Annotated in this window: 10 protein-coding genes; 7 read left to right on the top strand and 3 right to left on the bottom strand. The window is 70.9% G+C overall.

The window, feature by feature from the left end; translation table 11 throughout:
• Nucleotides 1-43 precede the first annotated feature (43 nt).
• Genes FMQ63_RS31005 through FMQ63_RS30995 form a run of 3 tightly spaced genes read left to right on the top strand, consistent with a single transcriptional unit; the run spans nt 44 to nt 2,465 of the window.
• Complete coding sequence (locus tag FMQ63_RS31005; protein ID WP_011551291.1) at nt 44-1,624, top strand: SDR family NAD(P)-dependent oxidoreductase; 1,581 nt, start codon at nt 44-46, stop codon at nt 1,622-1,624.
• A 19-nt stretch (nt 1,625-1,643) separates the two neighbouring features.
• Nucleotides 1,644-2,135, top strand: a complete 492-nt coding sequence (locus FMQ63_RS31000) for a hypothetical protein (protein ID WP_026114148.1) — start codon at nt 1,644-1,646, stop codon at nt 2,133-2,135.
• A gap of 6 nt (nt 2,136-2,141) precedes the next feature.
• Entirely contained in the window at nt 2,142-2,465 is a 324-nt protein-coding gene (locus FMQ63_RS30995; protein WP_020478254.1) for a TerB family tellurite resistance protein, read from the top strand.
• Nucleotides 2,466-2,480: 15 nt separating this feature from the next.
• Here the strand turns inward: FMQ63_RS30995 and FMQ63_RS30990 are convergent, their stop codons facing one another.
• The 3 genes from FMQ63_RS30990 to FMQ63_RS30980 are packed head-to-tail and all read right to left on the bottom strand — an operon-like array spanning nt 2,481 to nt 5,764.
• A complete protein-coding gene (locus FMQ63_RS30990) occupies nt 2,481-3,824 on the bottom strand; it encodes a sigma-54 dependent transcriptional regulator (RefSeq protein ID WP_011551287.1) in 1,344 nt (447 codons plus the stop codon).
• Nucleotides 3,821-5,251, bottom strand: a complete 1,431-nt coding sequence (locus FMQ63_RS30985) for an ATP-binding protein (protein WP_011551286.1) — start codon at nt 5,249-5,251, stop codon at nt 3,821-3,823. The genes FMQ63_RS30990 and FMQ63_RS30985 overlap by 4 nt, the downstream gene beginning before the upstream one ends.
• 45 nt (nt 5,252-5,296) lie before the next feature.
• A complete protein-coding gene (locus FMQ63_RS30980; protein ID WP_020478255.1) occupies nt 5,297-5,764 on the bottom strand; it encodes a hypothetical protein in 468 nt (155 codons plus the stop codon).
• 298 nt (nt 5,765-6,062) lie between these two features.
• On the opposite strand from FMQ63_RS30980, the gene FMQ63_RS30975 reads away from it, so the two are divergent.
• The 4 genes from FMQ63_RS30975 to FMQ63_RS30960 all read left to right on the top strand — a co-directional run bounded on the left by FMQ63_RS30975 (nt 6,063) and on the right by FMQ63_RS30960 (nt 13,002).
• Nucleotides 6,063-6,305 (top strand): hypothetical protein, encoded by a 243-nt coding sequence (locus FMQ63_RS30975; RefSeq protein WP_020478256.1) that lies wholly within the window; start codon nt 6,063-6,065, stop codon nt 6,303-6,305.
• Between the two features lie 286 nt (nt 6,306-6,591).
• Entirely contained in the window at nt 6,592-7,182 is a 591-nt protein-coding gene (locus FMQ63_RS30970; RefSeq protein WP_011551284.1) for a GAF domain-containing protein, read from the top strand.
• Between the two features lie 116 nt (nt 7,183-7,298).
• Nucleotides 7,299-9,137: a serine/threonine-protein kinase gene (locus tag FMQ63_RS30965; protein WP_011551283.1), complete on the top strand. Its 1,839-nt coding sequence runs from the start codon at nt 7,299-7,301 to the stop codon at nt 9,135-9,137.
• A gap of 85 nt (nt 9,138-9,222) precedes the next feature.
• Nucleotides 9,223-13,002: a tetratricopeptide repeat protein gene (locus FMQ63_RS30960; RefSeq protein WP_011551282.1), complete on the top strand. Its 3,780-nt coding sequence runs from the start codon at nt 9,223-9,225 to the stop codon at nt 13,000-13,002.
• The last annotated feature ends 99 nt before the right edge of the window (nt 13,003-13,101 follow it).

The raw sequence follows: 13,101 nt of genomic DNA, 5'->3' as shown, positions 1-13,101 counted from the left end.
CCTCTTTCCACCCGCCCCCTTCGGAAGATATGGAGCGGGGGAGATGAAGCTCGCCGAGACTGCTCCGATCCCTGCTCCCGAAGCGCTGCCCGCTGCCCCCCTGTCCCTGGACGAGGTACGCCGCATCACCCAGCTCCTGGAGGCCATCAGCGAGGACCGCTTCCTGTTGGCCGGCCTCCCCGAGGAGGACCGCATCGCCTTCCTGAGCGCCGCGGGCCGCGTGCTGCACCCGGACCGCGACACCAAGTCCCGGATGGCGAAGGCGCTGCGCCGAGACAGGAAGAAGACGAAGCGCGAGCACGACCGCGCCATCCGCGCCACGACGGAGATTCGCACCCTGCGTCGCTCCGCCATCTTCACGGTGCCGGCGCTGCCCCCGCCGCCTCCCTCGGAACCCGGGCCAGAGCGCATCCTCGAGCAGCCCCGCCGCTGCTACGTCTGCAAGGCCGAGTACCGCAAGCTGCACTACTTCTACGACGCGATGTGCATCGAGTGCGCGGACTACAACTACGCCAAGCGCACCCAGCGCGCCGACCTGAATGGGAAGGTCGCGCTCATCACCGGCGCCCGGGTGAAGATTGGCTTCCAGGCCTCGCTGATGCTGCTGCGCTCCGGCGCGCGCGTCATCGCCACCACGCGCTTCCCCAACGACGCCGCGAAGCGCTACGTCCAGGAGCCGGACTTCGCGGACTGGGCGCACCGGCTGCACATCCACGGGCTCGACCTGCGGCACGCGCCCAGCGTGGAGCTCTTCGCGAAGTACATCGAGCAGACGCACGAGCGCCTGGACATCCTCATCAACAACGCCGCGCAGACGGTGCGCCGGCCGCCGGGCTTCTACGGCCACCTGCTGCCGGGAGAGATGCGCCGCGCGGACGACCTGCCGGCGGCGGCGCGCGCGCTGCTCGCGGGCCATGACGCCTGCGTCTCCACGGTGCAACCGGCCGCCCTGGGCGCGGGCAACGCGGGCGGTTCGGAGCTGGCCACCACCTGGCGCAGCAGCGACCCGGCGCTGGGCATCCACTCCTCCGCCGCGCTGTCCATGCTGCCCTACAACCTGGAGCAGGAGGGTGACGAGCGCGCCCTCTTCCCCCAGGGCCGGCTGGACGCGGACCTGCAGCAGGTGGACCTGCGGGACATGAACTCGTGGCGACTGCGGCTCGCCGATGTCCAGACGGCGGAGATGCTGGAGGTCCACCTCATCAACGCGGTGGCGCCCTTCATCCTCGTCGGGAAGCTGAAGCCGCTGATGCTCAGGGACCGCTCGTCCCCCGGCCACGTGGTGAACGTCTCCGCGATGGAGGGCAGCTTCTCGCGCGGGACGAAGACGGACAAACACCCGCACACCAACATGGCGAAGGCGGCGCTCAACATGATGACGCTGACCTCCGCGCCGGACTACGCCCGCGACAACATCTACATGAACGCCGTGGACACCGGCTGGGTCACCGACGAGGACCCCGCGCAGCACGCGGAGCGCAAGGTGCAGGAGCTGGACTTCCAGCCACCGCTGGACATCGTCGACGGGGCGGCGCGGGTGGTGGACCCCATCATCGCCTCGGAGAACAGCGGCGAGTACGTCTGGGGCAACTTCTTCAAGGACTACCGTCACACCGCGTGGTGACACGCGGACCGGGGGCGTCATGGCAACCCGCAGTCTCCGCTTCGAATCGTACGTGGAGGTCACCCCCGCTGAAGCCTGGGCGTGGGTGACGTCGATGAAGGGCATCTCCACGGAGATGCACCCGTATCTGCGGATGACGGCGCCTCCGGGCGTGGCGAGGCTCGAGGACGTGCCCTTCGAGCCTGGCCAACCGCTGTTCCGCAGCAAGCTGCTGCTGGGCGGCGTGCTGCCGGTGGGCTGGTCCGACGTGACGCTGCGCGAGCTGGAGCCGGGACGCCGCTTCGTCGAGGAGTCCCCCATGAGCACGATGCGTCAGTGGCGGCACGAGCGCCGCATCATCGAAGCGCACGCCGGCGTCGACATCATCGACCAGCTCGACTTCGAGCCCCGCTTCGGCGGCCGGCTGGCGGAGGCCTTCATCCGGCGCCTCTTCGAGCACCGCCACTCGGTGCTCCGCCGCGCGCTGACGCCGTCAATAGGTGGACGGGCGTCCCAGGAAAAGCCAGCCTAGCGGGACATGAGCCCCGAACAGTTCCACGTCGAAGTCCTCAAGCTGCTGCTCCAGGTCGCCACCGTCGATGGCCGCGTCGCGCACTCCGAGATTCGGCACATCCTGGACACCGCGCGAGGCATGAGCGTGCCCCTGCAGGAGCTGGCCGCGCTGACGCGCTGTCTGCAGAACAACGAGCCCCTGCCTCCGCCGAACATGGGCATCCTGCGCGCCAACCCCGCCGCCGTCATCCAGGAGGCGAAGGCGCTCATCGCCAGCGACGGCAGCGTGCACGCGGCCGAAATCGAGATGCTGCGGCAGATTCGGGAGCTGCTCGGCGTCAGCAACTGACGTCCGCCGCGCGCGCTACGACTCGGCCTCCGGGGCCTCCAGCAGCTTGTAGAGCGTCTTGCGGTCCACATCGAGCAGGCGCGCCGCCTCGCTCTTGTTGCCGCCCACGTGCTGGAGCACCTGCGCGGCGTAGCGGCGGGACAGCTCGGCCAGACTCGGCATGTCGCCCGCCAGGCCCGCCATCTTCGGGGTGGACGCATCCCCGATGGGCTCCGGGAAGTCCTGGGGCCCCAGGACGCCCGTCACGTTGAGCGCCAGCGCCCGCGCCACCACGTTCTCCAACTGCCGCACGTTGCCCGGCCAGTCGTAGGCCGCCAGGCGCGCGTTCGCCTCCGACGTCACCACCGGCCGCACGCCGCCGCGCGCATGTCGCCCGGCGAAGTGCTCCACCAGCGCGGGGATGTCCTCGCTCCGCTCCCGCAGCGGTGGCAGGTGCAGGTGCACCACGTCCAGGCGGTACAGCAGGTCCTCGCGGAAGAGGCCTTCCGCCACCCGCGTCTTGAGGTCCTTGTTCGTCGCCGCCACCACGCGCACGTCCACCTTGACGGGGACGCTCTCACCCACGCGGCGGATTTCGCCCTCCTGCAACACGCGCAGGAGCTGCGACTGTACCTTCATGCCGACGTCGCCAATCTCATCCAGGAAGAGCGTGCCGCCGCTGGCCTCCTCGAAGACGCCTCGCCGCGCGCCGGACGCGCCGGTGAAGCTGCCCTTCGCGTGGCCGAACAGTTCGCTCTCCATCAGCGACTCCGTAATCGCGCCGCAGTCCACGGGGATGAAGGGCCCGTTCATGCGCGGCGAGCGCTTGTGCAGCGCGCGGGCCACCATCTCCTTCCCCGTGCCCGTCTCGCCCGTAATCAGCACTGGCACGTTGCTGGCCGCCGCGCGCGCCACGTGCTTGTACACCTCCAGCAGCGCCGGGCTGCGGCCCACCAGCATCAGCGAACCGCGCTCCACCTGCTGGCGCAGCGAGCGGTTCTCCTCCACCAGCCGCTTCTGCTCCAGCGCCCGGCGCGCCACGCGCAGAATCGCGTCCACGTCGAAGGGCTTCGCCAGGTAGTCGAAGGCGCCCTGCTGGATGCTGTCCAGCGCGCCCTCGATGTTGCCGAAGGCTGTCACCACCACCACGGGCGTGTCCGGCAGTTGCGCCTTCACCTCATGGAGCACCTTCAGCCCGTCGCCCGGCTCGGGCATGGCCATGTCCGTGAGGACCAGGTCAAAGGCGCCCTCCGCGATGCGCTCGGTGGCGCGGCGCGGGTCCGGAGCCTGCGTCACCGCCCCCAGCGGCCCCAGCAAGCGCTGGAGCAAATCGCGGGCCTGCGGGTCATCATCCACGACGAGGATGCGGGCTGAGCTCATGTTCCGACCTTGCGCATTCCGGCGGAAGCAGTCGTTGTCTGAGAACCGCTGGTGCCCGCCGCCGGGCGCACCACGCGGGGGAAGCGCACCACCACGTGCGTTCCCTTTCCTTCTTCCGAGCGCACCACCAGCGTGCCGCCGTGCGCCTCCACCACGCGCTTGGTGGTGACCAGCCCCAGTCCGTGGCCCGGCAGCCCGCGCACCTCAGGCGCGCGGAAGAAGGGCTGGAACAGTGAGGCCTGGGTGCCCGGCGCCATGCCGATGCCGTTGTCCACGACCTCCAGCACGGCCATGCCGTCCTCGGTGGCCACGCGCACCTTCACCCGGGGGTCGGGCCGGCCCGCCGAGTACTTCACCGCGTTGGTGAGCAGGTTGCGCGCACTCACCTGCAACAACTGTCCGGGGCAGTCCACCGCCACGCCGGGCTCCAGCTCCCGCTCCAGCGCCACGCCCTGCGCCGCCGCCGTCTGCGCCACCTCCAGCAACACGGTGGTGACGGCCGTGTCCAGCTCACCCACCGTACTCTCGCCGCGCGTACCGGCGCGGCAGAAGCGCAGCAGCGCCTCGATGAGCTCGCCCATGCGAACAGCGCTGGACTCACACTGCGCCAGCATCTCCAGCGCGCCCGCGTCGTTCACCGCGCCGGTGCGGCGGATGAGCGTCAGGTAGCCCTTGAGCGGCGCCAGCGGGGAGATGAGGTCGTGCGCCACGCGCCGAGTGAAGGCGTCCAGTTCCTGGTTGTGCCGGCCCAGCTCCTCCAACTGCCCTTGGATGATGGCCTCCTGGCGCTTGAGCAGCGAGGTGACGCGCCAGCCCACCAGCGACGACAGGAGGATGGCCAGCAGCGTGGCACCCGCGCCCAGGGCGGTGTTGCGCACGCGCAGGTCCTCCAACCGGTTCACCAGCCTGCGTGCCTCGGCCGCATTCTCCTCCTCCAGCGCGCCGCCCAGCGCGTCCAGCTCCGCCGCCAACGGGCGGATGCGCTCGGCCAGGTGGCGCCGGGCCCGCTCCGCCTCGCGGCGCTGCGAGAAGATGGCCGCCGCGCGCACCTGGTCCGCCAGCCCCTGGCACGCGGCGTTGAAGCGGTACCACAGCGCCTTCTCGCCCTGCGGGAGGTTGCGGGTGTACGCCTCCGACGAGGCGCGGATGTCCGCCAGGATCTGCTCCATCACCGCGTCCGCGGCGCGGCGCTCGGCGTCACCCGTGGCGCGGACATGCGCCTCGATGGCGGCCTCCAGCGACAGCGCGTCCACGCGGATGCGGCCAATGGAGCCGGCCCGCTCCAGCGCCTCCTGCACCAACCCGTCCACCTGGCTGCCCGTGCGGACTTCCGTCCACAACGTGAAAGCAGTGACGGCGGACAGCAGGACGACCACGAAGAAGAAGCCGGCCCGGTAGCCGCGGATGGGGATGCGGGAGCTCGCCACGCCGTTCCTCTATCACGGGGCCAGCGCCGCGCGTCCGGCGGGACTTCAGGGCGCCGTCGGGGCGACGTTCCCGGCCGCCGGGGGGGCAGCCGGCTGGGGCGGATTGTTCAACCGCCGCCGTGCACGCTCCAGCGCGGACTCGTACCAGACGTCCGACAGCTCCTCGTGCATCTCCTTCAGCTCCTTCAGTTCGTTGACCTCGCGCTCCAGCGCCAGCAACTGGGTGTTGTGCTCCTCCAGCGCGTGCCGGTCCGCCTCGGTGCGCACCAACTCTTCCAGCAGCGCCGCGCGCGCCTGCTCCGCTTCCGCGCGCTCCAGCAGCACCCGCTCCAGCGCGGACTCCAGTTGGGCCATGCGCAGCGCGAACGCCTCGGTCCGCTCCCGCTCCGCCTCGTACTCGCGACGCCACCGGTCCGCCTCGAGGACCTGGGCCTCCAGTCGCTCGAGCGGAATACCCGTCGCGCAACCCGTACCCAGGACGGCCAACGCTGTCGCGAAACAGAGGAACCGCATGGACCATCTCTCCCACACCATGACCGCGCGACATGCGCGGCGAAGGTGCTGGGCCGACACCCTGCAACCAGATGACGCGCGCAGCTTGCTCAAGTGCTCCGTCATCGTCAAAGCAGCAACTGCCCGTCTGGGGAGCCTGCCCCCATTGTCGGAGCTCCAACTGCGGAGTTTCTCCCCACGGACATCCCCGCAAGATACCTGCTCTCCCTCTGACAACGCTGCTGGCACGCCGCCTGCTCAATCCCTCGCTCGCTGGGACGGCGCAATCTCGCGCCGTCGTTCGTCAACGGAGCTTTTCATGAAGACCGTGTTCGCCGCCGCCCTCCTCGCCGCCGCCACCGCGTTCGCCAACACCCCGGCCCCCGCCGAGCCCGCTGCCGAAGCCAAGCCCGCCGCTGTCGAAGCCAAGCTCGAGGCCGCCGAGGCGCCCCAGGCCGAAGAGGCGAAGGCCGAGGCGGCCCCCGAGGCCAAGCCCGCCAAGAAGGCCACGAAGCCGGCGAAGAAGGCCACCAAGGCCACCTCCGCTTCCGAAGCAAAGTAATCAAGATTTACGGCTTTATAGCCGGCACGCGGGGGTACCTCTTCCAAGGGAGGTACCCCCGTTGCATTTGCGGGTCCATAAAAACCCGCTTTGCCTCGATTTCTGAGATGCCCTCTCGAAACGTCTATCGAGGTCCGAGAAAACCCATCCGGGTCAGGACTTTCGCACACCCGTCAATCCGTCCAGTGAACGTGAGATTTGACAGAAATAGAAGAAACCTGCTTAATATGACTTCAGAGAATCACTGACTGTCCCGGATAGGGACGGAACTCAAACGAGCGCACCAATGATCGAAGCCTTCTCGAAGGTGTCGGAAGCCTCGAAGCTGCTGCTGGAGAAGGGCCTGGGCCCGAGCACCGGCATGGAGGCGCTGCGCATGGTGGGCCACGCGCTGGGCGTGGACCGCGCGTACATCCTGGAGAACCGCGTGCAGGGCACGTACGGCCGGTTCATCACGGACATGCGCCACGCCTGGGCGGAGCCGCCCACGCCGTCGCCGCTGGCCAACCCGGTGATGCGGGCCTTCTCCTTCCGCGAGTTCGCGCCGGGCTGGGTGGACATGCTGGAGGCCGGCATGGTGGTGGCGTGCCCCACCCGTGACGCGCCCCCGACGATAAAGGATTTGCTGGAGCGCCAGGGAACGCAGTCCATCCTCCTATGCCCCATCAACCCCTCCCGGCAGCAGTGGTGGGGCATGGTGGCCTTCGAGGACTGCCGCCGTCCCCGCGCCTGGAAGCCGGAGGAAGTGACGCTGCTCAAGTCCCTGGCGCGCGCGGTGGCGGCGTCCGTCCGACATGGGCAGATGCGCTCCTCCCTGGACCAGGTCCGAAACAGCCTGCGCCAGGCGGTCAGCCGCACCCCAGTGTCCGGCCCCTGAACGGCAGGCGGGCGGGGCGCCTGGCGGCTTGCCGGGGGGCAATGCCGACCCGTGCATGAGCGGACATTTCCAACGCCGGGTTTCTGCTACCCTGGCCGCCCCCTTCGCTCACCGCCATGTCCTCAATCGACCCCACCGCGATCAGCCGTCCGCGCTCGCCGGACATCATCAGCGGCTACCACCTCGACAAGCTTGTCGGCAGCGGAGGCATGGGGGAGGTCCACAAGGCCACCCAGCTCTCGCTAGGCCGCACGGTGGCGGTGAAGCTCCTCAATCCCGAGCTGGCGAAGGACCCGTCCTTCATCGCGCGCTTCCAGAAGGAAGCCGCCGCGCTCGCCGCCCTGAGCCATCCCCACATCGTCTCCATCGTCGACAAGGGGAAGACGGACACCACGTACTACCTGGTGATGGAGTTCGTGGACGGCCCGTCGCTGCGGGAGCTGATTCGCGAGCCGCAGTTGGACGTCATGGGCGCCCTGCGGCGCATGCTGCAGATCTGCCGCGCCATCGAGTACGCGCACGGCCGCGGCGTCATCCACCGGGACCTGAAGCCGGAGAACATCCTGCTGGACCAGCAGGCCGGCGGCATCGCCAAGGTGTCGGACTTCGGCCTGGCGTCATTCCTGGAGGATGCCAGTCCCTCCTCGCGCTACGCGCTCACGTCCACGCACGTGTCCATGGGCACGCTGTCGTACATGGCGCCCGAGCAGCGCGTGGACGCGAAGAGCGCGGACGCGCGCGCGGACATCTTCTCGCTGGGCGTCATCCTCTACGAGTGGCTCACGGGCGAGGTGCCGCTGGGCACGTTCGACCCGCCGTCGCGGCGCAAGCCGGGGCTGGACTCGCGGCTGGACGCCATCGTCACGCGGTGCCTCAAGCCGGACCCGGAGGACCGCTACCCCTCCGTCACCACGCTCATCGCGGACCTGGAGCTGCTCGTCCCGGGCAGCCTGCCGTCACTGGCGCCGGTGAAGCTGACGCACCTCCAGCGCGTCCGCCAGGGTGTGCGCAAGGTGGTGCGCATGGCCCTGCAGGCCGCGGCCGTGCTGCTGGTGGTGGCGGCGCTGGCCGTGCTGGGCCGGGAGTGGCTGCGCAGCGGGGAGAAGCCCGTGCCGCCGCAGCCCGGCGCCGCGCTGAACGCGGACCTGGGCCCGCCATCGCCCCGGTCCATGCCCGGCCGGCTGGAGACAGGCTCCGAGAAGCGCACGGTGTCGGTGGGTCACGGCCCGGACGCGCCGTCGCTCCTGGTCGCCGGACGGCCGGTGGAGGCGGAGGAGAAGGCCATCATCTTCCCGCCCGTGGAGGAGCGCTCGCAGTCGCGCGTGGGCCGTGCCCGCGTGGACGTGGTGGGGCTGGACGGCGACATCGCCGTGCTCAGCGCCCGCGTGCGTGCGGACGCGCCGCCGGACACCTGGAAGCGCCGCGCCTACGTCATGCTCTACGGGCCGTCGCTGCAGGCCCCCGCGGCCGCGCTGCTGCTACAGGGCAGCACGGGCCGCTATGTGGCGCTCATCCATGACGGCGCGGGCGCGCCGCTGCGGCTCGAGTGGGCCCTGGGCGAGCGCCGCGGCACCATGCTGGGCCTGGCGTCGCCGGAGGGCGAGGCCGCGCTGGAGCTGCGGGTGGACGCGGACGGCGTCATGCAGGGCTACGTCGGCAAGGGCAAGGACCAGCGGGCCATTGGCGAGCCGCTCAACCTGGGGCCGGGCTGGATGGAGCACTTCGGGGACGCGCCCGTGCCCGCCTTCGGCTGCATCGAAGGTACCTGCCGCGCGGAGGGCTTCCTCTACACCGTGCGGCGCGCGCCGCCTCCGGGGACGACGGCGCCCGTGCCCGACGTGCCGGTGGCGAAGGCCGTGGTCGCCGCGGTGCCCGCCAAGCGGCCTGCTCCGCCGCCTCCCCCGAAGAAGCAGCCCGCTAAGGCCCCCGTGAAGAGCCCTCCCAAGCGGAGGTAGAGCGTCCGGCAGCACGCGCCCCGGACATTGCAGCGCAGGGGAATATGGCCACGGCCGAGGGATTGCACTATCCCTGGCTCCTCCTATGCGCACCATTCGACTCGGCTTCGCCGCGCTCGCACTCGTCACGGCCCTCACGGGCTGCCACCGTTCCACTTCCACGGCGACACCGCGCGTCCTCGAAACCGCCGCGGAGCAGGCGCAGAAGGGCACCCAACAGGCCCGCACGCTCGCGTTCGCGGGCTTCCATGCCTTGCTCGTCGCGGGTGACGCCTTGCTGGCGCAACAGCGCTTCGATGACGCCATTGCCCGCGACGCGGGAGATGTCTACGCGCTGGCCGGTCAGTCGCTGATGGCACGCCGCGCGGGCCGTCCCGACCGCGCCCTGACGGCATCCCTGGAGCTGGTGGCGCGCGCGCCCACGCACCCGCTGGCGGCCGTCGCGGCGCGCCACGTGCTGGACTCGGTGGGCACGTCGCGGGCGCTGGACGACGACATCCTCCTCGGCGTGGAGCGAGCGCTGGCGGCGGGCGCGACGGGCGAGGCCGCCTATCTGATGCGCGGCGCGCGGATGTCGGTGGCCGTGGTGCGCGGCGACGCGGAGGCCCGCGACGCGGCGATGCAGCAACTGGGCGGGGTGAGCGAAGTCTCGCTGGTGGGGCCCTTCTCGCCCTTCCACGTGCTGGCCTGGGACGAACGCACGCCCGTGAGTCAGAATGGCTCGCTGGCGGGCCCCCTCACCGGCGCCTTCGGTCCGCTGCCGGTGCGCACGGTGCGCGCCCCCGACGGGCGGATGGACCTGACGGGCGAGCCCGGCCAGGGCGACCTCTACGTCCAGGCCTTCGACGCGGACGTGACGGAGCCGGGCCTCTATGTGGCTCGCACCGTGAGCGGCACCTCGCATCAGGTGCTGATGGACGGGGCTCCGTTGATGGAGCGCCGGGCCTGGGAGCGCGCCACCACCACCGTCACCGCGCGCGCCGTGCAGTTGCCCGCGGGCAAGCACCGCTTCGTCGTGCGTCAAATCAAGGGCGGCACCTCCGGCCTGCTCACCTTCGCCCTGCTGCGCGTGGACGGGCGCCCGTCCGGCGTGCGCTTCAGCGCGGCCACCGGCGCGGCGCCGCAGGCCTGGGGCAGCAAGGTCGAGTTCTCCGACGAGACGCCCGGCGTGTTCCCCACCACGGAGGGCTTGAAGACGGCCCTGCACGAGGAGGCCGGTGAGCTGCTGGCCGTCGTGCTGGCGGTGCGGGACGGCCTGCAGCGGGACGCGGACGGCGCGCGGCGGCTGATGGCCTCGGTGGACGCCAACACCCCGGCCCTGCTGTGGCTGCGCGCGGAAGTCGCCTCCGCGGACCGCACCGTGCCGTCCAAGGTGGCGCGCGGCCGGGCCACGCGTGACCTGGAGTCCGTGCTGGCCAAGGACCCTGGCAACGTGGCGGCGCTGTTGCTGCGCGCGGAGCTCTTCCTCGACGAGGGCCAGCCCACCTCCGCCATGGACATGCTGAAGACGGCGTCCGAGGTGGCCCAGCCCGCCGGTCACCCGGTGTTCATGCTGCGCGCCCGCGCCGCGCTGGCGCTGGAAGTGGAAGCCCTGGCGGAGGAGTCACTCACCGCGGCGCTGGAGGCCCAGCCCGGCCTGTGCGAGGCGCTGACGCTCCAGTACAGCCTGGCCCGCCGCCGTGACGCGGCGGAGCGGAGCGACACCCTGGCGGCGTCCCTGAATGGCTGCCCGGGGACGGTGGTGCGCCAGGCCGAACACGCGCGCACGCGCGGCGACGTGGAGACGGCGACGAAGCTGTACAGCGAGCTCCAATCCCGCGACCCCAGCAGCATCAGCCTGGCCAACACGCTGGCCAACCTCTACGTGTCCAAGCGCCGCTTCGACGACGCCACCGCGGTGCTCCAGAAGCTGGCGACCGTGTGGCCTCGCAACGCGGAGCTGGTGAAGCGCATGGCGGACGTGCGCGAGTACGCGGGCCAGCCGGCCGAGGCGCTCAAGCTGCGCGAGAAGGCGCTGGCGATGGCGGGCGACGACCTGACGCTGCGCCGCACGGAGGAGCGCGCGAAGACGGGCCGCGAGCTGCTGCAGGCGTACGCCGTGGACGGACGCGAGGCCATCCGCGCCTACGAGGCGGAGCCCGTCAGCGGCGGCAGCGCGGCGGCCTTCGTGCTGGATGCGGCGGCGGTGCGCGTGTACCCCGACGGCAGCATCGTCAACCGCATCCACACGGTGCAGAAGGCGCTGGAGCAGTCGGGCGTGCAGGAGATCGCCGAGGTGAACGTGCCGCGCGGCGCGCAGGTGCTGGCGCTGCGCACGCTGAAGGCGGACGGCCGGGTGCTGGAGCCGGAGAACATCGAAGGCAAGGACACGGTGAGCCTGCCCGGCGTGGCCGTGGGTGACTACGTGGAGGTGGAGTACCTGCTCGCGGAGCCTCCGCGCGGCCCCGCGCAGCCGGGCTTCACGGCGTCCGCCTTCTACTTCCAGATTGCGAACCAGCCCAACGCCTGGGTGACGTACACGGTGGTGGCGCCCAAGGGCGTGGGCATGAAGGTGGACGCGCACGGGATGAAGGTGCCGGAGCCCAAGGTGGACGGCGACCTGGAGGTGTTCCACTTCGAGACGCGCCGCGTGCCGCCGTTCATCCCCGAGCCGGACGCGCCGCCCTCCGCCAACGAGTACCTGCCCTTCGTCATCGTGGGCGCGGGCGACACGGGCAACGAGAGCCTGGTGAAGCTCTATGGCGATGCCTTCCAGGAGCGCTGGCTGCGCACGGCGGAAGTGGACGCCTTCGCGCGCAAGGCGGCGGAGGGCAAGTCGGGCCTGGACGCGGTGAAGGCCTTGCACGCGGCGGTGATGCAGCGCTTCTCCGGCCGGGACGCGAGCCTGAGCCAGACGGCGGCGTCCACGGTGGCCCAGGACCGGGGCAGCCGGCTGACGGTGATGAAGGCCGGCCTGGACGCGCTGGGCATCCCCTCGCGGGTGGTGGCGGTGCGGACCTTCAACACCGACCCGTCGGCCTACACCTTCCCCCAGGACGCGCTGCTGCCGTACGCGGCGCTGCGCGTGGAGGTGCCCGGCAGCGAGCCGGTGTGGGTGGACACGTCCGTGCGCTACGGCCCCTTCGGCGAGCTGCCGGAGCTGGCCATGGGCGGGCGGGAGGCGTGGCTGCTGCCCGAACCCGGCCGCCCGTTGCAGAAGGTGCAGACGCCGCCCCTGAAGGAAACCCCCGGCAAGGAAGTGAAGCTGGCGCTGAAGCTCGCCGAGGATGGAACGCTCAGCGGGCAGGGCGAGGAGACGTACTCCGGCTTCGAGGCGGCGCAGATTGCCGAGGCCTTCAACCAACTGTCGGCGGAGAGCCGCAACCAGGCGCTGCAGGGCGCGGTGGCGCGGTACTTCGGCGGTGCGTCGCTGTCGAGCGTGAAGCTGGAGAACCAGGAGCAGGTGGGCGCGCCCTTCGTGCTCCGCTACGAGTTCACCGTGCCGCGCTTCGGGCGGATGGAGGGCGGCCAGCGGATGGCGCTGGGGCCCCTCACCTTCCCCGCGCAGTTGGGCCGGCGGTTCGTGCAGCTGAGCACGCGCCGCACCCCGCTCTACATCGACACCACCGAGGCCAGCCGCACGCAGGTGACGCTGTCCATGCCCAAGGGCTGGAAGCTCGCCGACCCCCAGGCCTCGCTGGAGGCGAACAACGCCTTCGGCCGCTTCACCCGGTCCGAGAAGCAGGACGGCTCGACGCTCAGCGTCACCGAGTCGCTGCGCGTGCCACGCAACCGCGTCATGCCTGGCCAGTACGAGCTGTTCTCTGGGTTCACCGGAGACGTGGACCTCATCCAGACGCGGGAGCTGGTCCTGGTGAAGCCCTAGCCGGGGGATGAATAAAGCCGGACGGCACCGCGTCTTTTTTCTACACCGGCCCCGCACTGGGGACTCTCAGGGGGGCCGGTGGCAGAATCTGTCTGGTAA

The sequence above is a fragment of the Myxococcus sp. CA005 genome (assembly GCF_006518205.1).
Lineage (GTDB): Bacteria > Myxococcota > Myxococcia > Myxococcales > Myxococcaceae > Myxococcus > Myxococcus xanthus.
The sequence above is the reverse complement of the archived record's forward strand: the minus strand, read 5'-3'. Positions and strand labels throughout refer to the sequence as shown.